This window comes from Arcticibacter sp. MXS-1, assembly GCF_041902385.1.
Lineage (GTDB): Bacteria > Bacteroidota > Bacteroidia > Sphingobacteriales > Sphingobacteriaceae > Arcticibacter.
The window spans coordinates 1103845-1126724 of the sequence record NZ_CP169244.1 but is presented as its reverse complement, the minus strand read 5'-3'; the positions used below and the strand labels follow the sequence as shown (position 1 = coordinate 1126724).

Genomic DNA, 22880 nt, shown 5'->3' with positions numbered 1-22880 from the left:
ACTTTGAAACGCGGTTTTATCTGGCTTCTTACTCTCGCATATGCTTCAGTGTTGCTAACTGCGTGCGAAAATGACCTGAGGGAAGTTGAGAAAGTGTCCTCCCAGAAAAAGTCCGTCCCGGTTGACAAGTCTACGGGAGTAGAGATCATTTACAGTGATTCTGCAAAAGTCAAGGCCAAGGTGATCACTCCTGAGCTCAACCGGTATCACACCAAAAATCCTTATTACGAGATGCCTAAAGGGGCAACGGTGATCTTTTTTGATGAAAATCAGAAAGAAAGCAGTCGCATCGTTTCCGACTATGCTATACAACATGAGAACAGCCGGGTAGTGGAAATGAGGAAGAATGTAGTTGGAACAAGCGTAAAGGGCGATGTCTTTAAGTCTGACGAGCTCATCTATGACCCACGAAGACCCAATCCCGTCTATTCCACCAAGCTCGTCACCATCACCCAGCCAAATGGCAACATCGTGTTCGGCAACGGCTTCTCCAGCGATGAGGACTTTAAACATTGGGAACTTACCGACGCGACGGGAAACTTTCCTTCTGGTACCACTTTAATTGAGTGATTTCTACGGCTCTTGGAATAATTTATCTTACTATTTTTTGGTAAAAATTGTATCTTGCGCCCTCTTTTTGAATACGAATAATTTAGATTATATGGGAATAATGAGTTTTTTGCGGAACCGGGCAGGTGTCATCCTTGTAGGAGCGATCGGTTTGGCAATAGTGGCTTTTTTAGTCGGTGATGCCATTAAGATGGGAAGTCCTTTCTTAAGGGGTAATCAGACCGATGTTGGAGAAGTTGCAGGAGAAGCAATTAATATTGACGAATTCAGACAAAAAGTAGAGCAGAACGAGGCGCAGTTTAAGCAACAGATGGGCCAGTCTACTTTGAACCCTCAAATGGCTTCCTATGTGGTAGAAAATACATGGAACCAGACGGTGATGGAAATCCTGTTAAACAAGGAAGTGAAACGACTGGGAATTGAAGTGGGCGAAACAGAAATGAGCGATATGATCACCGGTAAGAATCCCGATCCTCAGGTAGTTCAGGCTTTTGCCGATCCCCAGACCGGACAGATCAACCGTTCGCAGCTGACCGCTTTTATGAATAATATGAGAAATCAGGATCCTTCCAGCCCCATGGGCCAGCAGTGGGGGAATTTTCTCTTATCTATCAGAAAGGGTCGTCTGTTCCAGAAATACAACAATCTTGTAAAGAACAGTATTTATGTTACCTCTCTGGAAGCGAGGGAAGATTATTCTCAGCGTAACAAGCTTGCAAGCTTCAACTACGTCAATCTGGAGTATGCTTCTATTCCCGACAGCAAGGTAACGCTTACTGATAACGATTATCAGGAGTTTTACAATAAGAATAAAAAGAGATTTCTGAACAGGGAAGAGTCCAGGACGTTTGATTACGTCGTTTTCGACGCCAGTCCTTCCAAGGCTGATTCGGCTGCAACAAGGGCGCAGATCAATAAGCTGGCTGCCGATTTCAGAACTACTCCTAACGATTCACTTTTTGTCAGTGTAAATTCAGATACTAAAACCCCTGTAGCTTACGTCAAAAAGGGACAGCTTGATCCTGCACTTGACTCCGCTGTGTTTAAGGCTGCTGTCGGAACTATCATCGGCCCTGTATTCAGCAACGGCGCGTTTAAGGTGGCCAAGGTAGTAGATGTAAGGATGAGCCCTGACTCAGTAAAGGCAAGTCATATTTTGATTAATCCTGCAACCGTTGGAGGGATTGACAAAGCAAAAGCAAAGGCTGACTCTATTTTGGGAGTGATCAAGAAGGGTGGAAGCTTTGCTGAACTTGCTGGAAAATTCGGATCTGACGCGTCAAAGGATAAAGGTGGTGATCTTGGTACTTTTGGAAGAGGTGCGATGATCCCGGCGTTCGAAGAAGCAGTGTTCAACGGAAAGCCTGGTGATATTAAAGTGGTGGCCACCCAGTTCGGTGTTCACGTGGTGAGGATAGACAAGCAGGTAGGCTCCTCTAGAGTAGCTAAGGTAGCCGTTGTTGACAAGACAGTAGCGAGCAGCAGCCAGACGCAGCAGACGGCTTATAGCAAGGCTTCTTCTTTCCTGTCGGCTGCAACAAACTCCAAGTCATTTGATGAGGAAATTCAGAAGCATAAGCTCAGGAAGCTGGTGGCTGAGAATATATCTCCTTCGCAGTCTGCAGTAGCAGGTCTGGAAAATCCGAGAGAGCTTGTGAGATGGGCGTTTGAGGCAAAAGAAGGCGACGTGTCTGAAAAGGTGTTCGAGATTGAAAATACCTATGTAGTCGCCCGCTTAAACGATATTCGCGAAAAGGGTATCCTGCCCCTTGAGAAAGTGAAGAAGGAGATTGAGCCGCTGGTTCGTAACCATGTGAAGGCACGGATGCTGTCAGAGAAGATGGAAAAGGCCCTCGCAGGTGCTTCATCAATCAATCAGGTTGCTTCTAAAGTGGGGCGTCCTGTTCAGCCTGTTCAAAACGTTGTATTTGCTAACCCCATCATCCCGGGCGTTGCCCAGGAGAATAAGGTAGTAGGAACCGTTTTCGGACTTCAGCTACGGAAGATGTCTAAGGTGATAGAAGGTGAGCAGGGCGTTTATGTTGTTCAATTGAACGGCTTTACAAATCCGGCGCCTCTGACGAACACCTTCAGTCAGAAGCAGCAGATGTCTCAGATGATCGGACAAAGAGCACAGGGTCAGATCATGGAAGTGCTCAGAGAGAAGGCCGATGTGAAAGATTATCGCTTAAAGTTCTTCTAAAAAAAAATAGCAAAAAAAAGGTCTGGAGGTTGTCTTTCAGACCTTTTTTTTGTTGCATGCCACCCGGAGTAAAACAATCGCCCGTCTTAAGTTTTTACTTTATGCTTATATCACTTTTCAGAAAAGTGAGGATCTTTGCCTACTTAACTTGAGAATGAAATGGATATTCAGGAAAATATAGTAAACCGGGTGGCGCAGAGCGGCTTAATTACACTGGACCTGGCTGATCTTTACGAGCCGGGAGAGCGGTTGGTCTATGACATAAAGGATAATTTGTTCCACGGTCTTATTCTGAGAGAGAAAGAGTTCAGGGAGTTCATTAAAGAGCACGACTGGGCGCAGTATTCGGGGAAGATGATGGCGATCATTTGCTCTGCTGATGCCATCGTTCCAACCTGGGCTTATATGTTGCTTGCAACAAAGCTAGCACCATACGCGTCTGAAGTTGTGTTCGGAGATTTGGAAGCGCTCGAGACGGTGCTTTTCCTGAAAGCTATAGATCGGCTTGACATGGAAAAGTATCGGGACCAGCGTATGGTGATTAAAGGGTGCGGCGATATTTCGGTTCCTGTTTCAGCATTTGTAGAGCTGACCACACGGCTCGTCAGGGTGGCTAAAAGCGTCATGTACGGCGAACCATGTTCTACCGTTCCTGTTTACAAAAGGAGAGATTAGGCTGCACAAAATTGTCTTGGCGTTGTTCCATGGTAAACGTTGCAGTTTCGCGACTCCGGAGTGCGGCGCCTGATCCTAACATGTTTATATGAGAAAAATAATAGTTCTACTGTCTCTTCTTTTTATCCCCTGGCTGGCGATATGTCAGGAGCTGGAGAATAGAAAGGAGCCGGCCTTTAGCGCCGGGGAGGAGTTGAAATACCGGCTGCGGTACGGCTTCATTACTGCTGCAGAGGCTACTCTGAACGTACTTGAAACGGACGTGAAATTCGGTAATAACCCCGTTTTTCATCTGGTAGCCCAGGGAAAGACCGCTGCTTCTTTTAACCTTTTTTATAAGGTAAGGAATCGTTACGATTCCTACATTGATAAAAAGGAACTACTTCCTTACCTGTATACCGAGAACATAAGAGAGGCTAATTACAGGAGGATCGATAAAGTCCGCTTTTATCAGGATCAACGGAAAGTCGTCGGTAATAAAGGTACTTTTAAAGGCCGGGAAAAGACCTTCGATCTCGTCTCCGCCTTTTATTTCGCGCGCAGCCTCGATCTGGCCGGAGTACGGGTAGGTACACAGTTCACCATTCCCTACTTTCTGGACGACGAAGTGGCAGACATGAAAATTACGTATGTGGGAAAGGAGAAGGTAAAAACCCCAATCGGAACCTTTAACTGCTTAAAATTTAATCCTTCTATTAAGCCGGGTCGTATCTTTAGGAAGGATAGTAAGCTCTATCTGTGGATCACTGACGATGGAAATCGTATCCCCGTTAAGGCGCAGGTCGAGATACTGGTTGGGTCGGTAACGCTGGAAATTACCTCAGCAAAGGGACTCAAATACTGAGCGTCGCGGCCTGATCAGGTCACCGTATCAGCACTACTTCAAATAAAGATGCCAGTCTAGCAAAATATTTCCGACCTTTGTAGCCCTATATGGGTTTGAATATGATTGAAGTACAGCACACATTGGTGCACGAGGATCTCCTGGAGGAGAACTTTGTGTGCAATTTGGACAAGTGTAAGGGGGCGTGCTGTGTAGAGGGAGATGCAGGTGCACCGCTAGAGAAGAGTGAGCTCAAAATTCTGGAAGAGATCTATCCGCTTGTGCGCCCTTACATGACAGAAAAAGGGATAGAAACGATAGAAAGCCAGGGCACGTGGGTGCGGGACAGCGATGGCGACTATACCACTCCCTGTGTAGACGGCAACAAAGAGTGCGCGTACGTGATCTGGGAGAATGGGGTAAGCAAATGCGCAATCGAGAAGGCTTACGAAGAGGGAAAGGTTCACTGGAAGAAGCCTGTATCTTGTCATCTCTATCCAATTCGTATCACGGCCTACCCCGAGTTTGAAATACTAAATTACGACCGGTGGCATATCTGCAAGTCGGCGTGCGCCTTCGGCAAGGAGTTGAAAGTTCCCGTGTATAAGTTTCTGAAGGAGCCGCTCATTCGTAAGTATGGTGCTGAGTGGTATGACGAACTCGACAATGCCGTAACCGGATAATAACACCGGTACTTTTGCCTTATTACAATTATGACAGAGTTCGATTATAAGTATTTTTCGATGTTGAACACGAGCGGAGGTGCTACCAGCCTTGGCGCCAAAGTAATCGTGTTTGGTGCTGCCGGGCAGCTGGGCCAGTGCTTAAAGGCCGCAGCAGAAGCTCGTAACATAAAGAACATCTCCTTTCTTCCGGAACACGCTGCGGATATCCTCGATCAGGATCAGGTAGCGAAGGTATTTGCGGAAGAGATGCCGGCTTTTGTGGTAAACTGCGCTGCCTATACTGCTGTTGATAAGGCTGAGGATGAGCCGTCGATTGCCCGGAAAATCAATCGGGATGGCGTAGCTAATATTGCTACAGCCTGCCGTTCGCATCAGGCTACGCTGATCCATATTTCAACAGACTTCGTTTTCGAAGGAAGTACTCCTGTAGCTCTTACTGAAAATGATCTCACCAAGCCTGTTAATATCTATGGACTGACCAAGCTCCAGGGTGAGGCGGTACTGGCAGGAATGATTCACAAGTACTTCATCCTTCGTACCAGCTGGCTGTATTCTGAGTATGGAAACAATTTCGTAAAGACTATTCAACGGCTGGGAAGAGAAAGGGAAGAGCTGTCGGTCGTCTTTGATCAGGTGGGTACACCCACTTACGCAGTTGATCTCGCCCATGTTATCCTCGATATTATCCAGTCTGGTTCTCAGGATTACGGAGTTTATCACTATAGCAATGAGGGCGTTGCGTCCTGGTACGACTTTGCGCGGGCAGTGCTTGACCTGAGCGAAATTTCTACCAACCTGAAGCCGGTAAAGTCGAGTGAATATCGCACAAAGGCAGAGAGACCCCATTTTTCCGTAATGGATAAGACGAAAATTAAAAGTACTTTCGGAGTTAGTATTCCTTATTGGCGTGACAGTCTTGAAACCTGTATTGCCCGGTTGAGGGATTTGCAGGCATAAGGAGTTAAAGACCGACCGGACTGAGCTTTCGTTTTACCGCAGCTCGCCCGGTTAGAATGGCACGAATTTTTAAGAACAAAATGAAAGGTATAATTCTAGCAGGAGGCTCAGGTACCCGCCTTCATCCTCTTACACTTGCAACCAGTAAACAGATGATGCCTGTTTACGACAAACCTATGATCTACTATCCCTTATCCATCCTGATGCTGGCGGGTATAAGAGATATTTTAATCATTTCAACACCTCAGGACCTTCCCAACTTTGAGCGCTTGCTGGGCGATGGCTCAAGGATCGGATGTCGTTTTTCTTACGCCGTTCAGGAGCAGCCGAACGGACTTGCACAAGCTTTTGTGATCGGAGAAGAGTTTGTTGGAAAGGATAGTGTTGCGCTGATCCTGGGCGACAATATCTTTTACGGTGACGGACTGTCTGCCCAGCTGCAGAAGCTGAATAACCCGGAGGGGGAGTGGTCTTCGCCTACCAGGTATCAGATCCCGAACGATACGGGGTTGTCGAGTTTGATAAAGACAATAACGTGATCTCCATAGAAGAGAAACCTCAGCAGCCAAAGTCGAACTTTGCGGTGCCCGGCCTGTACTTCTATGACAACTCGGTGATCGAAATAGCCAAGAATATTCAACCCTCTCCCAGAGGCGAGTACGAAATTACCGATGTCAACAAAGAATACCTGAAAAGAGGGAAACTAAAGGTTGGCGTGTTAAGCCGTGGCACCGCCTGGCTTGACACAGGAACGTTTCAGTCACTGATGCAGGCCGGACAGTTTGTTCAGGTTATTGAAGAGCGTCAGGGGCTTAAAATTGGCTGTATCGAAGAGGTGGCCTACCGGATGGGTTTCATCAATTCCGAAGAACTTCGCGCAGCGGCTCAGTCTCTGGTAAAAAGCGGGTACGGTCAGTACCTCTTGAAAATCCTGGCTTAATAGTGAGTTTGAAATCCGGCTTGTTCATAAGCGTATTCTCTAATCGTTAACACGCTTTCTGCGGAAAATGGAAGAACGTAGAAATTAACTTCATATAAAAATAAAAGGGCTGCCTTGATTCAAAAGACAGCCCTTTTATTTTGTGAAAGCTTTGATTGGTTTTAATAACCTCAAAACAACCTTCCGGCATCTTTCATTCTCGCTGAGAGCCCTGCTGCAGAAGTGCTTTACATGAACTTCTCCTGGCTTTCATCCGGGTCTCAGACGGTAGTTTTAATGCTCAGCTCTTTCAACTGCTCTTCAGAAATAGAAGCCGGAGAATCGATCATCACATCTCTTCCGGAGTTATTTTTCGGAAAGGCAATGACATCGCGGATCGAGTCAAGCCCGGCGAAAATTGAAACCAGGCGGTCGAAGCCAAAGGCAATGCCTCCATGTGGCGGTGCTCCGTACTCGAAAGCATTCATAAGGAAGCCGAATTGTTTCTGCGCTTCTTCGGGTGTAAAGCCGAGATGTTTAAACATCAGTGCCTGTAAATCGCGGTTGTGGATACGGATAGATCCTCCGCCCACTTCGGTACCGTTGATCACCAGGTCGTACGCATTTGCTCGTACTGCACCCGGGTTGCTGTCAAGCAGCTCAATATCTTCAGGCTTGGGTGAAGTGAACGGATGGTGCATCGCATGATAGCGGCCAGTTTCCTCATCCCACTCGAGCAAAGGGAAGTCGATCACCCATAGAGGCGAAAACTTGTTTTTATCACGGAGGCCAAGTCGGTTCCCCATTTCAAGCCGCAGCTCGTTCAGCTGTTTTCTTACCTTGTCTGCCGGCCCCGCCATAATCAGCATGAGGTCGTCAGGCTGTGCATTAAAGGCAGCGGCCCATTTCTTTAGCTCATCTTCGCTGTAAAATTTATCGACTGACGATTTTAGGGATCCGTCAGCATTGTAACGGCAGTAAACCAAACCGGTAGCGCCGATTTGAGGGCGCTTAACAAAATCCGTCAGTTCGTCCAGTTGTTTCCGTGTATAGTGTGCGCATCCGCTGGCATTGATACCCACTACCAGCTCCGCATTGTCGAACACGGGGAAGTTATGCCCCTTTACCAGCTCGTTCAGCTCAGTAAACAGCATGCCGAAACGGGTATCAGGCTTGTCTGATCCGTACATTCGCATGGCGTCTTCAAATGACATGCGTGGAACGGCTTCCAGTTCAATGCCTTTTAACGCTTTGAACAAGTGGCGGATCAGCCCTTCGAATGTATTTAAAATGTCTTCCTGCTCGATAAACGCCATCTCGCAGTCGATCTGAGTGAACTCAGGCTGGCGGTCGGCGCGCAAGTCTTCATCGCGGAAGCACTTAACGATCTGGAAGTAGCGGTCGAATCCCGATACCATTAGCAGCTGCTTAAAGGTTTGAGGCGACTGTGGCAATGCGTAAAACTCGCCTGGGTTCATGCGGCTCGGAACTACGAAGTCGCGTGCCCCTTCCGGAGTGGACTTGATCAGCACGGGCGTCTCTACCTCCAGAAAGTTCTGCATGTCGAGGTATTTACGTACCTCCTGAGCCGTCTTATGGCGGAGGATTAAATTATTCCTGACAGGAGCGCGGCGAAGGTCCAGGTATCTGAACTTCATTCTCAGGTCGTCACCGCCGTCTGTTTCGTCTTCAATGAGGAATGGAGGCAGCTTCGCTTCGTTCAGAACCTCAAGCGAAGTGACCCTGATTTCAATGTCACCCGTAGGCATCTTCGGGTTTTTGTTAGAACGCTCAACAACAGATCCGGTCACCTTGATCACAAATTCACGGGAGAGCTGACGAGCCTGCTCACATAAACCTGCATTTTCATCCATGTTAAAAAGTAACTGTGTAACACCGTAACGATCCCTGATGTCAATGAACGTCATGCCGCCAAGGTCGCGTGATTTTTGCACCCAGCCGGCCAGAGTTACTACTTTACCTAAATCATTCAGATTTAATTCGCCGCAAGTATGAGTCCTATGCATAAAATAATTGTTTGACGAGCAAAAGTACTTTTTTTGATGAAGGTTAAGGTTCAGGAAATGAATTTTTTCCTCAAACTACCCGTATCAAGAATTGTTGGAAAGAGATAAATGCCAGATGAAGAAACGAAGACTTTTAATATCAGCTTTGATCGCTGTAGCAATATCAGCTTGTAATAGTGTGCAAAAGTCGGTTGATCCAACAGGACAAGGCCCCCTGCCCCGCGGGTCTGAACGGGGCGTAGACCGTGACACGATCCGGCCTCCCGGTAGTGATACGAGCCGCATGGCCGTCCCCGATAGCGTAAAGAGAGCTGACTAAGGAGCGATAGTCATATGCCCTTCAAACACAAACTGCGCGGGACCTTCGAGAAAGACGTTGGTGAATCGCTCGCCATCGAAGTGAAAGCGAATGACAAGGTCGCCACCCAGGACCTTAACCGGGCTTACTATACTGCCCCGAAGTCCTTTTTTCTTGCCATCGCCAAGGCCACGGCTGTGACACCGGTTCCGCAGGCAAAAGTCTCGTCTTCCACCCCGCGTTCATACGTTCTGACGAAGTAGTGATCGCCGAAATCTTCAACGAAATTTACGTTGATGCCTTCTTTGCTATAAGTCTCGTTATACCGGATCGCCCTTCCCGCTTTAAACACATCCTGTTCACGAAGGGCTGTGGTACACTGAACGAAGTGCGGAGAGCCCGTGTTGAGCACGAATGCTTCACCGTCTTCGCGGATCGTATTTACGTCGATCATCTGAAGACACACAGAGGTAGTGTCAGCTGAAATAGTGGCATAATGAGGTCCGTCAACTGCCAAAAAGTTAGTCTCTCTGTCAATAACACCGAGGTGCCGTGCGAACGCGACAATGCATCTTCCCCCGTTTCCGCACATGCTGCTGGGCTGGCCGTCAGAGTTATAGTAAACCATTTCGAAGTCGTAGCCCTCCTTCATTTGCAGGAACATCATTCCATCACCTCCCACGCCGAAACGTCTGTCGCATACCGCCGCTATCAGGGCCGGCCGCCGGTGATCAATACGACCGGCGCGGTTATCTACCAGAATAAAGTCGTTTCCTGCACCCTGATATTTATAAAAGTGAAGCTGCGTGGCGCCTGTCTCCAAAGAGGATTTTTGATGCATAATTACTTTCTGCTAATTCGAAGGCTAAAGATAGCGAAAAACCTTCAAGCGCTGCCCCGACAAGGGAGAAGAAGACTGATCTGGGGTTTTGCTGCCCTTAAAAGCAGGAAGACCGGCTTGAATGATAGGATGAATGAGTCTGGGCAGCTCCTGATGCAGAGACCGATTAGCTTATAATTCGCCCCTTAGGCGTACCAGAGGCGCCAATGGCCGGGCTTAAAGTGGGGTTTACGTTCCCCCTGGGATCTATTGAGTCCGAGGTGAGGGCGAGGTGAGCCCGAGGTGAGTCTGTGTATCATTGCAAAAAGTCGGACTCACGTCGCCCTCACTTCGGCGACAATACCGGGACATGGAAAGGCAGGGAGGAGGAGTACAGAGCTCAGGAAGGGGGAGATGGAGAACGAGGGGCGGGTTTGGTAATAAGTTGATCAGAGCCTGGTCAACAATGGAAGCATGTGCGATGTACCTCCGCCACAGGGCAATAATATTAAATATGGTTTAACATTTTTTAACACAAAAGCCGATACGATGAAGTTGCATATTCAGTTCTAGTGGTATTACTTTTGATTCAAGAAATTCGTATACGAAAATTTAAGAAAACACGCATAGAAAAATAAGTATGAGAAAGATAGGAATTACTCTTCTTACTGCATTTTTTGGCGGTGCAGTAGCAATAGGCGGCTATAAGCTGATCGAGAGCAACAGCGACGCCAAAATGAGCATTGAAGACAAGCAAAAGGTTTATTTCGCAAATAATCCCCTAAGTGTATCCTCTGCCGGGGATGTAGACTTTGTGCAGGCTGCAGCTGCAGTTACACCGGCGGTTGTGCATATCCAAACCACCTACGGTGGCTCGTCCAGATCCCAGGGAGGAGACAGTGGCGATCCCTTCGAAGATATGTTCAGAGACTTCTTCGGCTCACCTCGTAATACACAGCGCCAGCCTAGCATGGCTTCAGGGTCTGGGGTGATTGTTACTGACGATGGGTATATCGTAACGAATAACCACGTGGTGGAAAACGCTACTAAAATTGAGGTGATCCTCCCTGACAACCGTTCTTTCCAGGCTAAGGTCATTGGTCGCGATCCAAATACTGACCTTGCTCTTATCAAGGTGAACGCAACCAAGCTGCCTGTCGTGAAGCTGGGTAACTCCGACAATGTTCAGGTTGGTGAATGGGTTTTGGCCGTAGGTTATCCGCTTACACTTCAGACCACTGTGACCGCTGGTATTGTCAGCGCAAAGGGCCGTGCGATCGGCATCTTGGGACAAGACGAGGGGGGACCACAAGGGTATTATAATCGTAACCAGCCGAGAGTAAACTCAGCAATCGAATCTTTTATTCAGACAGACGCCGCCATTAACCGTGGTAACAGCGGTGGTGCGCTGGTGAACACAAGAGGTGAGCTCATTGGAATTAATGCTGCCATTGCTTCTCAAACAGGATATTATGCCGGATATGGATTTGCTATTCCGGTAAACCTGGCAAAGAAAATTATGGACGACTTTATTAAATTCGGGTCTGTTCGACGTGGTTTTGTTGGCGTAACGTTCCAGGAGCTGAATTCAAGTCGTGCAAAAGATTTGGGTGTGAGTGAAATCAGCGGACTTTACGTCAATACCGTAGTGGAAGGAGGTGGTGCTGCTGCCGCCGGCATCAGAAAGGGAGACGTGATTACGAAGGTTGACGGCGTGAAGATCATGTCTTCTTCTGACCTGCAGGAAAGGGTGGCGCGACTTCGTCCCGGCGACAAGGTGCAGCTAACCTATAGCCGCGATGGCAAGGAGCGCACTGTCGGTGTAACATTGAAAGGCGAAGATGAAGTGAAAATAGCGGGCAACAGCAGCCAGTCGACAGAAGAGATCTATAACCGGCTTGGAGCCAGCTTTGCGCCTGCCAGCTCTGCGCAGAAACAGCGTTACCGCATTACCTCGGGTGTGGTGGTGACCGATGTGAGGGAAGACGGTGTATTCTCTTCCAACGGGCTTGAGAAAGGTACTATTATTACCAGTATCAATGGGAAGCCTGTAAATAAGGCAGATGATATTGATGCAGCTCTCTCAAATAGCAGAAATAACATGATACGTCTGAATGGAGTAGCTCCGGACGGATCAAGGATTATGATGACTTTCCCTGTAACGGACTAAGAGTGCTGCTGACTAGATTAAAAGCCTTCCGGGTTGCCGGGAGGCTTTTTTTGTAGCCGGTAATTTTTTCTGCTCTATGACTCCTTTAACTTGCCTTCATCAACGTTGTGAGGCGGCTCTTTCAAACAAATTTCATCGCCGGCGTGCGAGCAGGTCACTCAAAAGTTCTCTGGTCTTGAAAGGGGGCACAAAGAAGATTCAAGGCATTTTTGCCTGTGTGAACACAGCTGAAGGATGTCTTTTATGAAAGTCTGGTTTTAGCAAATGCGTCAAGGTTTCTTAGTCTTTCAGGAGAGTTTAAAGCTGATTTTATATTTTTGAAAGATTATCATTTTGCAAGCTTCTGTCAGCTCATTGGGTGTTTAGACCCGATTGCATATCTTTGAAAGATGACGAAGTTGGGAAGGAAATGGGAACTGCTCGGACAGCACATGCTGATGTGCCCGCAGAAGGCGTTATTTTGGGAGGAAGAGAACACGCTGATCGTGGCTGACCTGCATATCGGCAAGGTAGGACATTTTCGGAAATCCGGCATTGCCATTCCGCGTTCCCTGGAGCAAGAAGACCTGGGCGTTCTGTCCGATCTTCTTCATCAGCTTAAACCAGCCAGCCTGATCTTTTTGGGGGATCTCTTTCATAGCGAGTTTAACAACGACTGGGAGTGGCTTGTGTTGTGGCGAGAACTTTTCCCTTCCATTACGATGACGCTTGTGAGGGGAAATCATGACATTCTGCACGATAGCTATTACCGGCAGGCTGGATTCAGTGTAGTTGAACGGCTGGATCTCGGGCCTTTTACATTCACTCATGAACCTGCGCAGCTTGCGGGGCGCTATGTCATGAGCGGGCATATTCACCCTGCCGTCAGGCTAAGGGGAAAGGGCCGGCAGTCGCTCGTGCTTTCCTGTTTTTATTTCTCCGCGGAACAAGCCATTTTGCCTGCTTTCGGGCGTTTCACCGGAAACTGCTGCATCCCTGTAAGCCAGTCAGATATCACCTTTGCTGTTCTGGGAAAGGATGTTGTAGCGCTATGATCTTAGACCGGTTCTAAATAACCTAAATAAAAGGGTACTTAAGGAAATAGGTTATATTATTGCGTTCGTAATAATACTTTTGTACCATAATCAAATAAATGAAAGGTAATGAGCAGTTTCACTAAAGCTTTCTCGTCGACGTTAGGGAAGAAATTGATCATGAGTCTAACCGGCCTTTTCCTATGCCTGTTCCTCATTGTTCATCTTCTTGGAAATCTACAGTTATTTAAGCACGACGATGGAATGGCGTTCAATGTGTATTCACACTTTATGACGCACTTTCCGCCAATTAAAATTATTTCTTATCTCTTATACCTGTCGATAGTGCTTCATGCTATCTACGCTCTGATCATCACGATCAGAAATAATAGTGCAAGAAGAGTAAGGTATGCGGTTTATAAAGGATCGGCAAACAGCACATGGAGTTCCAGAAATATGGGAATTCTTGGAACCGTTCTGCTAATCTTTATTGTTGTTCACATGAACAACTTCTGGGCCGAGTATCACTGGGGAGGCTTGCCCTTCATTAAGTATGAAACAAGCCTTACCGATCCACATGATGTAAAAGTTACCAAACTTCCTTACGACGGACACCAGATGAGCCATACGGAATATGTGGATGTTCAGGCGGGCAGACAGGTGGTTATCGCAAAAGATCTAAATATCATTGTGATGGATCTTTTCAAGATCTGGTGGTATGTGGCTCTTTATGTAGTGGCCATGGCAGCTATGGGTTTTCACCTCTATCACGGTTTTCAAAGCGGGTTCCAGACGCTTGGATGGGATCATACCAAATACAAGCCAATCATCGATTTTGTGGGGCTATGGGTGTTCGGGATTATTATTCCTGCTGTATTCGCAGCTATGCCTCTTTACGTTTACTTTTTCAAATAGAATGGATCATCCCGGTAAGGGAAATTAAAATATTGCTGAAATGATATTAGATTCAAAAATTCCGGATGGCCCTTTAGCTGAAAAGTGGTCTAAACATAAATTCAACCTAAAGCTGGTCAACCCCGCTAACAAAAGAAAATACAACATCATTGTGGTGGGTACAGGACTTGCAGGCGCATCTGCAGCTGCATCTCTCGCGGAGCTGGGCTATAATGTCCAGGCGTTTTGCTACCAGGACAGTGCCCGCAGAGCTCACTCTATTGCAGCACAGGGCGGTATCAATGCTGCCAAGAATTATCGCAATGATGGCGACAGCGTATACCGGCTTTTTTACGATACGATTAAGGGCGGCGACTACCGTGCACGCGAAGCAAACGTTCACCGTTTGGCAGAGGTATCGGTCGACATTATCGACCAGTGCGTGGCTCAGGGTGTGCCTTTTGCCCGTGAATATGGCGGCTTACTTGATAACCGGTCTTTCGGTGGTGCTCAGGTATCGAGAACCTTCTATGCGAGGGGACAAACGGGACAGCAGCTGCTTCTCGGGGCCTATTCAGCACTGAACAGGCAGATCCACGAAGGTAAGGTGAAGATGTACAACCGTCACGAGATGATTGATCTGGTAGTTGTGGATGGAAAAGCGCAAGGGATTGTAACACGGAACCTGCTCACCGGTGAGATCGAAACTTTTGCGGGTCATGCAGTATTGCTTTGTACAGGTGGTTACGGAAATGTGTTCTACCTTTCTACCAATGCTATGGGCTGTAATACCACCGCTATCTGGCGTTCTTATAAGAAGGGTGCGTATTTCGGAAACCCTTGTTTTACACAGATCCACCCGACTTGTATTCCTGTGACCGGAGACCACCAGTCTAAGCTCACTCTCATGTCAGAGTCTTTACGAAACGACGGACGTGTATGGGTGCCGAAGACAAAAGAGATGGCGGAAAGACTGAGAAGGGGAGAGATTAAAGCGGTAGACATTAAAGAAGAAGACCGCGACTACTTCCTGGAACGGAAATATCCTTCATTTGGTAATCTTGTACCTCGTGACGTAGCATCGCGTAATGCGAAAGAAGCAGCGGATGAAGGCAGGGGAGTAGGCGCTTCAGGCAAGGCGGTGTACCTTGACTTCGCTGAAGCAATTCAACGTCTTGGTAAGGCGGCGGTTGAGGCCAAGTATGGTAACCTCTTTGATATGTATTACCAGATCACCGACGAGAATCCATACGAAATGCCAATGCGTATTTATCCGGCTGTGCACTATACCATGGGAGGTCTTTGGGTTGACTATAACCTGATGACGACTGTACCCGGTTTATACTGTCTGGGTGAGGCTAACTTCTCTGATCACGGCGCTAACCGTCTTGGAGCTTCGGCTCTGATGCAGGGTTTGGCTGACGGGTACTTTGTCATCCCTTATACTGTTGGAGATTATCTGGCTACGATCGGACCGAAGCCGGTTGACACTTCTCATCCAGCCTTTGCCAAGGCGAAGAAAGATGCCCAGGATCTGATCAAGAAATTCCTTTCCATGAAGGGGACTAAGACGATCGACGAGTATCACCGTGACCTGGGCCATATCATGTGGGAATATTGCGGTATGGCTCGTAATGAAGCAGGTTTAACCAAAGCGAAGCAGATGATCAAAGACCTTCGTGAGGACTTCTGGAAAAATGCTATTGTGCTTGGAGAAAATGAGGAAATGAACATGTCGCTTGAAAAAGCAGGACGTGTGGCGGATTTTCTCGAACTAGCCGAGCTGATGGTAGAAGACGCTCTTCAAAGGAAGGAGTCTTGCGGAGGCCACTTCAGAGAGGAAAGTCAGACCGAGGAAGGCGAAGCCAAGCGCGATGACGAAAATTTCGCATACGTTGCGGCATGGGAATATAAAGGCGACAATGTTCCTGCTGAACTGCACAAGGAAGAGCTCATTTTCGAAAACGTGAAGTTAACGCAGAGAAGTTATAAATAGAGTTCTGAGAGGTTAGATATTAGTTGGCTGGTTGTGAACAATCTTAAAGACCTTAAAATCTGGAACAAAGCAGTGGATCTCACAACTGAGGTCTATGAGGCTACTAGCAGCTTCCCTGCTGAGGAGCGTTTCGGGTTGGTAAGTCAGATAAGAAGGGCTGCAGTATCTATCCCATCTAATATAGCCGAGGGTGCGGGGAGAAATTCCGCGCGTGAGTTCTCGCATTTTTTGGGAATGGCTAATGGGTCCTCATATGAACTGCAAACACAATTGATTATATCAAGTAAATTGAATTTGTTAAACCACGAGGTGTCAGAGAGGTTGCTTGGGCATATTGAAGAATTGCAAAAGATGACGTATTCATTTTTAACAACTCTAGGATTTAAGTCTCAGAGCTCAGATCTAGCATCTCCAAACTAAAATTTTATGAACGGAAACATGAATTTAACCCTAAAGGTCTGGAGACAGAAGAATGCCAGCGATAAGGGAAGATTTGTTACATATAAGGCGGATGACATTTCTCCCGACATGTCATTCCTGGAGATGCTGGATGTAGTGAATGAGCGGTTGGTGAAAAAGGGAGAGGATCCTATCCACTTTGATCACGACTGTCGCGAAGGGATCTGCGGGATGTGCTCATTGTATATCAACGGGAGGCCGCACGGTCCGAAGAGAGGTATTACCACTTGCCAGCTTCACATGAGGAGTTTCAGTGATGGTGAAACCATTACCATTGAACCATGGCGGGCTGAAGCTTTTCCGGTGATCAAAGACCTTGCGACTGATCGTTCAGCGTTTGACCGCATACAAGAAGCAGGCGGATTTATTTCCGTGAATACTGGCGGGGTGCCTGATGCCAACGAGATTGCTATTCCGAAAGTGGTGGCCGATGAGGCCTTCAATTCAGCTACTTGTATTCAGTGCGGTGCCTGTGTAGCCGCTTGTAAAAACGCATCTGCTGCTTTGTTCGTATCAGCCAAGATTTCACAGCTCGCCCTTCTTCCGCAAGGACAGCCAGAAAGGTACCGGAGGGTACAGGCTATGGTAGCTCAAATGGATGCTGAAGGCTTTGGAAGCTGTACAAATACAGGAGCGTGTGAGATTGAGTGTCCGAAAGGAATTTCTTTAACAAACATTAACAGAATGCGGCGCGATTATTTTACGGCTAAATTCTTTAAAGAAGAAGAAATACATTAATTTTGTGCCACGAGGCAAGGAGGAAACTTTAAGAGCCCTGATGCGATAAGCACAGGGCTCTTGTTTTGTAGTCGCGCTTCAAGGCGGTATTTCCTTGTTTTAATAATTACTACTCCGTTGTTTCCCTTGTCACCATACTGCTCCGTTGCTTCTTTTCCTTTCAGCACATTGATCGATCCTATGGTGGCAGGATCGATTTGTTTTATATCATCGTAGGATTTTTCCTGGCCATCAACGATAATGTAAGCACGCTCAAGGTCTGACATTCCGTCTGATCTACTGCCGATTGAAAGTGAAGGTGCGCGGAGACTTTCGGCTTTGCCTTTTTCCAGGTTGAGCTGAATAGGCAAGGTATAAGCTACTCTTACCGGCTTGCCTTTGTTCATGCCTGGTGTCCACGCGGGCGACTTTCTCAGCAATTCTACCGCTGCTTTTCCCGTGCCGTATCCCAGGTCCCTGAGAACCCTGATATCAGACAGGCTACCATCTGTTTCAACAAAGAAGCTCAATATCAGGCGACCCTGAACGTTGTTCTTTCTCGCTTCTGCCGGGAAACTATAGTTTTTCCCTACATAATCGTAAAATGCTTTCATCCCTCCCTTAAACTCCGGCATAGTCTCTACACTTGCGAAGTCGTGGACATTGTTTTGCTGCGATCCCTCTTCTCTCGTTGTCGTGCGCACGCTGTTGATCCGGAATGCACTAACGACTACTTTCGATAATTTCTTATATCCAGCCGGCACATCCACCGGCTGCTCTTCAGAATTTGTTTTCGAACCGTCCAGTCTAAAACTGACGGTAAAAATATACTGTCCGGCGAAGGTAGGGTCGAGTGGCCCTGCTCCGTTCAGTACTCTTGTTAATTCATCAGAAAAAGAAGTTCCCGGGCTTTTTAAAATGTCAATGTTGCTCACTTTTCCTGACGGTGTAATGGTAAAGGTGGCCGTGACATCGCCCTCTGTCTTGCTTGCTCTTGCAGATGCCGGATAGACCACGTTGCGGGCTGTATACTTGTAGAATTCCTGAAAGTTCTGTAAAGGCTTCTGCTGCGACTTGGTCGCATCCGCCCGGTGGCTTCTTTCTCCTGCTCATCCTGCAGATGGCAGTTGCTCCAAATTCCCTAGTTCTGTTTGAATAGTTCTGAGCGCTTTGTCCTGATCCATCGTTGCGGATGAAAAGATGACATGGCCAAGAAGAGCGGTGCCGATAGCCCGTATTTGAGTAAGCCCGTCCTGTTCGATCTGTTCTTCTGTAGCATAGACAATCTTCGTTTTATAAGTGAGTCATTGAAGAAACTGTTTGCTAACCGGGAGGGAGGCACACCGAAGGCATTACTCAGGAGCAGTGTGCGTACTCGGATTTGCTATTTTGCGAGCTCGCGGCTGCTTCGTCGGCTATAAATTCGTGAATATGTCTGATCTCCTTCTTAATGAAATAGGCACAGGGATTGAACCAGTTTAAAACAGCTATAAGCTCGAATAGGATCACGTCCGCGGAATGCCATTGCTGAACGTGAATGGTCTCGTGGAGGTGAATGCTCTCTCTTCCCTCAATTTCAGCCGGGACCTTCACTTTGGAGAAAAAGGAGTATGGCTGCGTCGCTTGATCGCCTGACGCTATCGTCAGATATAGCCGCGAGAGGAATCGGCAAAGGAAAACAGATACGCCTGCCAGATACAGGACCAGTAGCCAGTCGAAAGGTGAGGAGGTGGTATTTCCTTCAGCGCTTGTTCCAAAGTAGGTGAGGTCGAGACTCGCGACGGCCTGATATGTTTTCTGCGTGATGAACAACGAACGCACTGACGCAAATTGGAACACCGGAACTAGAAAGGATATCAGGCTGGCGCCAACAAGGTAAAAGCGGTTTTGCCGAAAGAAGGTTTCATTGCGCAAAAACAGGTAATAGAACAGGTAGAAGAGGATGAGACACAAGTTGGTTTGAAGGATATAGGCAGTCCAGGTCATGGCTTTTTATTTTTAAGGTCTTCGATTAGTTTGAGTATTTCGTCTGCTTCGTTCAGGTCAATCTTTTCCTTTTTTACGAAGAAGGAGAACATCTTCTCTACAGAATTGCTGAAGTAGTTGCTCAGAAGTTTTTCAGTGGCGAAGCTCTTGTACTGTTCCTTCGTAACAAGAGGGAAGTACTGGTGGCTCTTGCCAAAGGCTTCGTGATCGACAAAGCCCTTGGTCTCCAGAATGCGGATAATTGTTGAGACGGTATTATAGGCGGGCTTAGGTGCCGGCAGCTCATCAATGACTTCTTTGACAAAAGCCTTTTCCAACGCCCATAATACTTGCATGATCTGCTCTTCTGCTCTGGTTAGTTCTTTCATATCGAGTACAATTAAGTGAATAATAAAGATATAACGAGTTATTTAGTTTAACAACTATCATTTTAGTTTTATTGTTTTTGAAACTTAACCTTTCCTTTCCGTGTTCTGACTAGCATCTAAGAAGACTGTTAAATATGACGATTACCTTTCATGGGGCTGCCCGGTGTGTTACAGGCAGCAAGCACCTTATCAAGTTAAACAACGGCACCCAAATATTGCTCGACTGCGGCTTGTTTCAGGGCATGGGCCAGGAGACAGATGAGTTAAATGGCCACTTTGGTTTTGATCCTGGCAAAGTGGATTACCTGATCTTGTCACACGCGCACATCGACCATTGCGGTTTAATCCCAAGGATGGTTGCAGAAGGGTTCAAGGGAACGATATTTTGCACTGCACCAACAATGGACCTGGCGAGGGTTTTACTGAACGATTCCGCAGGGATACAGCAACAGGACGCCGACTACCTGAATGAAGACCGGAAGAAAAAAGGACTAAAGCTCATTGAGCCGTTGTATACTGAAGACGACGTAATGGAAGCGATGCGGCTTTTTAAGATTGTAGACTACAATACTGACTTCGAGATCGAGCCGAGAGTAACATTGCGGCTCACTGATGCGGGCCATATTATTGGTAGTGCAGCGGTCCATCTGACCATCCTGGAAGATGCAAAGTACACTCAGCTCACATTCAGCGGGGACGTAGGGAGGTATGGAGATTTGCTGTTGAGGAGTCCTCAGGGCTTTCCGCAAGCCGAGTACATTATCCTCGAGTCTACCTATGGGGATTCCTATCACCGGGAGTTTGAACCGCTTGAAGACCGGCTGCTGGAGGTGATTACGCAGACCTGTATGCTTCGTGGCGGCAAGGTGGTTATTCCGGCCTTCAGTGTGGGCAGGACCCAGGAGCTTCTTTATGCGCTGAATGCACTGGAGCTCAAAGGAATACTGCCGGACGTGCCTTACTATGTGGATAGCCCTTTATCAGAAAAGGCTACGCAGGTGTTAAGAGAGCATCCGGGCGTTTACAACCGCGACGTAAAAGAAGTGATGAAGCAGGATGATGATATCTTTCGGTTTAAGGGTTTGAAGTTCGTGCAGTCAGTAGAAGAGTCTAGAGCGGTTAATAGCGATCCGCGCCCCTGTGTCGTCATTTCATCTTCGGGTATGGCTGAAGCGGGTAGGGTGAAGCATCATATCAGGACAACCGTAAGTAATGAAAAGAATACTATTCTGATGGTCGGCTATTGTGAGCCGACGTCTCTCGGAGGAGAGCTGATGAGGGGCAAGCGGGTGGTCTCAATCTTCGGTGAGGATTATGACGTAAGAGCTGATGTTCAGGTGATCAGGTCGATGAGCGCCCATGGCGACTCGGATGATCTTCTCAAATTTCTCTCCTGTCAGAATCCGGCACAGGTGAAAACCATTTACCTGGTGCACGGAGAGTATGATGTTCAGCAGAAATTCAGTGAAAAGCTCAAGGAAGTCGGATTTGATAATGTCCGCATCCCTGGGCAGCACCAAATGGAAGAGCTGTAGGGCTAGAATAGCGATTGTACCACGCCCGACCAGGAGGGCATCCGAAAGAAGGAAGCCGTCTCATATTGCTCGGACTTTGCTTCGCGATCCGAGTTGCTGATCGTGAGCATGACAGCAAGTAAGACCGGAACCAGTAAAATTAGAAATGGGGATATGGAGTTAGTGCTCGTTTTCATTTTGATTATTGATTTGTAATCAAAGGAGCACAACCTCTTCTGTATTGCAAAATTATTTAGACGAGGGGTCGATTCTACTAGATGAACGGCCTTATTTGAAGATTAAACAGATGCGGCTTTTTGCGAAAGCCTGATTGTTTCGTAAGCGCAGGGAAGAGCTTTGGTGCGTCTTTAAGGGTGCATTTTAGCGCCAGCCATTGAAAAAGGCGCGTTCCTTCGGCGGTTTGTCTTCGTGCACTGAAGGAACGACCGATGTTTTTTATCTTGTCTAATGGGCGTTCGCCGACCTAGGATAGAGAACGAACGTCGTTAGAGAAAATGAGCTCAGTATTAAAAGTCCTGGTTTCAAACTCCGTAACAGGACGTTTGCTTTCAATAAGCTGAATTAACAGCTCAGTCGCAGCTTTTCCCATTTCGAATGCTGGCTGCCTGACGGCAGTGATAGGGGGGTAAAGAGGTCAACGACGTTTGCATTGGTAAAGCCGGCGATCGCGATGTCACTGGCATGCTCCGGCACATACTTTCTGATTGCATGCAGACAGCCTGTACTCAGCTTATCCTGTGCAATAAAGATGGCCATTGGGTGATCGGGCAGCTGGAACAACTCGTTAATGGCCTGATCAATCTCCCCCTGTTCTATTCCCCGGTGCCTGCCGTATTTTACATACTCCTCGTCAAAAGGTAACTGGTGCTTCTGCAATGCTGCCTTGTATCCTTCCAGCCTTTCCTTTGTTATCGACAAGTGGGCCGCATTGGTAATATGAGCAATTCGTTTATGGCCAAGGCTGATGAGGTATTCTGTTGCTTCAAAGGCCCCTCTGAAATTGTCTGCTATCACCTTGTGCGTTTTGATCTCTCCGGTAACCCGATCGAACATTACGATGGGAAGGCCCTTGTCATGAAGCGCTTTTAAGTACGATACGTCTGCACTCTCCGATGAGAGTGAAATGAGTAAGCCATCGACCGACCGCGAAGCAAGGTGTTCAACGTTCAGGATCTCCCGGTCCTGTCGTTCATGACTTTGTGTAATAATTACGTGATAGTCCTGGTTGTAGGCGACTGATTCGATCCCGTTAATTGCCTGGGAAAAGAAGTTGTTTGCAATTTCAGTAACAACTACGCCTAGAGAGTGGCTTCGTCTTTCTTTTAAGCTTAAGGCAATGGGATTGGGCCGGTAGTTTATTTTCTCCGCATACTCGAGAACGACCTTCTTTGTTTCCTCACTGATCTCATAACCTCCCCGTAAAGCTCTTGAAACAGTTGACGTTGAAAGTCCTAATGCTTTCGCTATGTCTTTAATAGTTACCGTATTAAACTTCATTTGAAATCCCTCGATTAGGCCTGCAAAACGCTAAGATAGTTATATTTTGTCTAAACCTTTTACTGTTGAAACCCGTAAAAGGTTACAACCAAGATATCAGAGGCACGCCAATTAATAAATGTTTTAACTCACTTTTTGCTTTAGCGCCGATCATTTTATACTAGTCAACATGCTGTACTTTTGTGGAAAGAAATGTGAAGAAAGAACATTCATGAGGAGATTGACAAAGTGTAATTTAAGAGCATAAAAGAATAACGTATCGTCTAA

General features: G+C 47.2%; 20 protein-coding genes and 2 pseudogenes. 15 read left to right on the top strand and 7 right to left on the bottom strand.

All coding sequences use genetic code 11. From position 1 onward, the window contains the following. Window positions 1–3 precede the first annotated feature (3 nt). The 7 genes and pseudogenes from lptC to rfbA all read left to right on the top strand — a co-directional run bounded on the left by lptC (window position 4) and on the right by rfbA (window position 6854). Window positions 4–570 (top strand): LPS export ABC transporter periplasmic protein LptC, encoded by a 567-nt coding sequence (gene lptC / locus ACES2C_RS04615; RefSeq protein WP_374165832.1) that lies wholly within the window; start codon window positions 4–6, stop codon window positions 568–570. Window positions 571–670: 100 nt separating this feature from the next. Then, window positions 671–2773 (top strand): SurA N-terminal domain-containing protein, encoded by a 2103-nt coding sequence (locus tag ACES2C_RS04610; RefSeq protein ID WP_374165831.1) that lies wholly within the window; start codon window positions 671–673, stop codon window positions 2771–2773. Window positions 2774–2932: 159 nt separating this feature from the next. Then, window positions 2933–3448, top strand: a complete 516-nt coding sequence (locus ACES2C_RS04605) for a DUF2480 family protein (RefSeq protein WP_374165830.1) — start codon at window positions 2933–2935, stop codon at window positions 3446–3448. 88 nt (window positions 3449–3536) lie between these two features. Then, entirely contained in the window at window positions 3537–4292 is a 756-nt protein-coding gene (locus ACES2C_RS04600; RefSeq protein ID WP_374165829.1) for a DUF3108 domain-containing protein, read from the top strand. Between the two features lie 101 nt (window positions 4293–4393). Then, window positions 4394–4954 carry a DUF3109 family protein gene (locus tag ACES2C_RS04595; protein ID WP_374165828.1) on the top strand — a complete coding sequence of 187 codons (561 nt, stop codon included), beginning with the start codon at window positions 4394–4396 and terminating at the stop codon, window positions 4952–4954. Window positions 4955–4984: 30 nt separating this feature from the next. Then, on the top strand, window positions 4985–5914 hold the full coding sequence (rfbD, locus tag ACES2C_RS04590; RefSeq protein ID WP_374165827.1) for a dTDP-4-dehydrorhamnose reductase: 930 nt from the start codon (window positions 4985–4987) through the stop codon (window positions 5912–5914). Window positions 5915–5994: 80 nt separating this feature from the next. Continuing rightward, a pseudogene (rfbA, locus tag ACES2C_RS04585) lies at window positions 5995–6854 on the top strand (glucose-1-phosphate thymidylyltransferase RfbA). Between the two features lie 260 nt (window positions 6855–7114). On the opposite strand, the gene aspS reads toward rfbA, so the two are convergent. Next, window positions 7115–8860, bottom strand: coding sequence for an aspartate--tRNA ligase (aspS, locus tag ACES2C_RS04580; RefSeq protein WP_374165826.1), 1746 nt, complete (start codon window positions 8858–8860; stop codon window positions 7115–7117). A 115-nt stretch (window positions 8861–8975) separates the two neighbouring features. On the opposite strand from aspS, the gene ACES2C_RS04575 reads away from it, so the two are divergent. After that, window positions 8976–9179, top strand: a complete 204-nt coding sequence (locus ACES2C_RS04575) for a hypothetical protein (protein WP_374165825.1) — start codon at window positions 8976–8978, stop codon at window positions 9177–9179. A gap of 127 nt (window positions 9180–9306) precedes the next feature. Here ACES2C_RS04575 and dapF read toward each other — a convergent pair whose 3' ends face one another. Next, window positions 9307–9999 carry a diaminopimelate epimerase gene (dapF, locus tag ACES2C_RS04570; protein ID WP_374165824.1) on the bottom strand — a complete coding sequence of 231 codons (693 nt, stop codon included), beginning with the start codon at window positions 9997–9999 and terminating at the stop codon, window positions 9307–9309. 619 nt (window positions 10000–10618) lie between these two features. Between dapF and ACES2C_RS04565 the strand changes: the two genes are divergently transcribed. The 6 genes from ACES2C_RS04565 to ACES2C_RS04540 all read left to right on the top strand — a co-directional run bounded on the left by ACES2C_RS04565 (window position 10619) and on the right by ACES2C_RS04540 (window position 17248). Further along, a complete protein-coding gene (locus tag ACES2C_RS04565; protein ID WP_374165823.1) occupies window positions 10619–12148 on the top strand; it encodes a Do family serine endopeptidase in 1530 nt (509 codons plus the stop codon). Between the two features lie 389 nt (window positions 12149–12537). Further along, window positions 12538–13182, top strand: coding sequence for a ligase-associated DNA damage response endonuclease PdeM (gene pdeM / locus ACES2C_RS04560; protein WP_374165822.1), 645 nt, complete (start codon window positions 12538–12540; stop codon window positions 13180–13182). A gap of 108 nt (window positions 13183–13290) precedes the next feature. Next, the gene (locus tag ACES2C_RS04555) at window positions 13291–14076 is read left to right on the top strand and encodes a succinate dehydrogenase cytochrome b subunit (protein ID WP_374165821.1); all 786 of its coding nucleotides are present in this window, start codon (window positions 13291–13293) and stop codon (window positions 14074–14076) included. Window positions 14077–14116: 40 nt separating this feature from the next. Continuing rightward, window positions 14117–16051, top strand: a complete 1935-nt coding sequence (locus ACES2C_RS04550; protein WP_374165820.1) for a fumarate reductase/succinate dehydrogenase flavoprotein subunit — start codon at window positions 14117–14119, stop codon at window positions 16049–16051. A 33-nt stretch (window positions 16052–16084) separates the two neighbouring features. After that, window positions 16085–16471 (top strand): four helix bundle protein, encoded by a 387-nt coding sequence (locus ACES2C_RS04545; protein WP_374165819.1) that lies wholly within the window; start codon window positions 16085–16087, stop codon window positions 16469–16471. A gap of 6 nt (window positions 16472–16477) precedes the next feature. Next, a complete protein-coding gene (locus ACES2C_RS04540; protein ID WP_374165818.1) occupies window positions 16478–17248 on the top strand; it encodes a succinate dehydrogenase/fumarate reductase iron-sulfur subunit in 771 nt (256 codons plus the stop codon). Here the strand turns inward: ACES2C_RS04540 and ACES2C_RS04535 are convergent. From ACES2C_RS04535 to ACES2C_RS04525, 3 genes are all read right to left on the bottom strand, one after another. Continuing rightward, window positions 17245–18243: a TonB family protein gene (locus ACES2C_RS04535; protein ID WP_374165817.1), complete on the bottom strand. Its 999-nt coding sequence runs from the start codon at window positions 18241–18243 to the stop codon at window positions 17245–17247. The two genes, ACES2C_RS04540 and ACES2C_RS04535, sit on opposite strands and share 4 nt — an antisense overlap. Window positions 18244–18583: 340 nt before the next feature. Further along, window positions 18584–19213 (bottom strand): hypothetical protein, encoded by a 630-nt coding sequence (locus tag ACES2C_RS04530; protein WP_374165816.1) that lies wholly within the window; start codon window positions 19211–19213, stop codon window positions 18584–18586. Then, window positions 19210–19581, bottom strand: a complete 372-nt coding sequence (locus tag ACES2C_RS04525; RefSeq protein WP_374165815.1) for a BlaI/MecI/CopY family transcriptional regulator — start codon at window positions 19579–19581, stop codon at window positions 19210–19212. Before ACES2C_RS04525 ends, ACES2C_RS04530 begins: the two co-directional genes overlap by 4 nt. Before the next feature lie 134 nt (window positions 19582–19715). On the opposite strand from ACES2C_RS04525, the gene ACES2C_RS04520 reads away from it, so the two are divergent. After that, window positions 19716–21116, top strand: coding sequence for an MBL fold metallo-hydrolase RNA specificity domain-containing protein (locus ACES2C_RS04520; RefSeq protein ID WP_374165814.1), 1401 nt, complete (start codon window positions 19716–19718; stop codon window positions 21114–21116). A 2-nt stretch (window positions 21117–21118) separates the two neighbouring features. On the opposite strand, the gene ACES2C_RS04515 is transcribed toward ACES2C_RS04520, so the two are convergent. Together ACES2C_RS04515 and ACES2C_RS04510 are read right to left on the bottom strand one after the other, a co-directional pair. Beyond that, window positions 21119–21292 carry a hypothetical protein gene (locus ACES2C_RS04515; RefSeq protein ID WP_374165813.1) on the bottom strand — a complete coding sequence of 58 codons (174 nt, stop codon included), beginning with the start codon at window positions 21290–21292 and terminating at the stop codon, window positions 21119–21121. 287 nt (window positions 21293–21579) lie between these two features. Then, a pseudogene (locus ACES2C_RS04510) lies at window positions 21580–22613 on the bottom strand (LacI family DNA-binding transcriptional regulator). Window positions 22614–22880: the final 267 nt, after the last annotated feature.

Bases quoted from the DNA above. Each gene is read 5' to 3' on its own strand.
- ACES2C_RS04565 (WP_374165823.1), top strand. From the start codon at position 10,619: ATGAGAAAGATAGGAATTACTCTTCTTACTGCATTTTTTGGCGGTGCA.
- ACES2C_RS04610 (WP_374165831.1), top strand. From the start codon at position 671: ATGAGTTTTTTGCGGAACCGGGCAGGTGTCATCCTTGTAGGAGCGATC.
- aspS (WP_374165826.1), bottom strand. From the start codon at position 8,860: ATGCATAGGACTCATACTTGCGGCGAATTAAATCTGAATGATTTAGGT.
- pdeM (WP_374165822.1), top strand. From the start codon at position 12,538: ATGACGAAGTTGGGAAGGAAATGGGAACTGCTCGGACAGCACATGCTG.
- ACES2C_RS04540 (WP_374165818.1), top strand. From the start codon at position 16,478: ATGAACGGAAACATGAATTTAACCCTAAAGGTCTGGAGACAGAAGAAT.
- ACES2C_RS04605 (WP_374165830.1), top strand. From the start codon at position 2,933: ATGGATATTCAGGAAAATATAGTAAACCGGGTGGCGCAGAGCGGCTTA.
- ACES2C_RS04530 (WP_374165816.1), bottom strand. From the start codon at position 19,213: ATGACCTGGACTGCCTATATCCTTCAAACCAACTTGTGTCTCATCCTC.
- rfbD (WP_374165827.1), top strand. From the start codon at position 4,985: ATGACAGAGTTCGATTATAAGTATTTTTCGATGTTGAACACGAGCGGA.
- ACES2C_RS04550 (WP_374165820.1), top strand. From the start codon at position 14,117: ATGATATTAGATTCAAAAATTCCGGATGGCCCTTTAGCTGAAAAGTGG.
- ACES2C_RS04555 (WP_374165821.1), top strand. From the start codon at position 13,291: ATGAGCAGTTTCACTAAAGCTTTCTCGTCGACGTTAGGGAAGAAATTG.
- ACES2C_RS04600 (WP_374165829.1), top strand. From the start codon at position 3,537: ATGAGAAAAATAATAGTTCTACTGTCTCTTCTTTTTATCCCCTGGCTG.
- ACES2C_RS04520 (WP_374165814.1), top strand. From the start codon at position 19,716: ATGACGATTACCTTTCATGGGGCTGCCCGGTGTGTTACAGGCAGCAAG.
- ACES2C_RS04515 (WP_374165813.1), bottom strand. From the start codon at position 21,292: ATGAAAACGAGCACTAACTCCATATCCCCATTTCTAATTTTACTGGTT.
- dapF (WP_374165824.1), bottom strand. From the start codon at position 9,999: ATGCATCAAAAATCCTCTTTGGAGACAGGCGCCACGCAGCTTCACTTT.
- ACES2C_RS04595 (WP_374165828.1), top strand. From the start codon at position 4,394: ATGATTGAAGTACAGCACACATTGGTGCACGAGGATCTCCTGGAGGAG.
- ACES2C_RS04575 (WP_374165825.1), top strand. From the start codon at position 8,976: ATGAAGAAACGAAGACTTTTAATATCAGCTTTGATCGCTGTAGCAATA.
- ACES2C_RS04525 (WP_374165815.1), bottom strand. From the start codon at position 19,581: ATGAAAGAACTAACCAGAGCAGAAGAGCAGATCATGCAAGTATTATGG.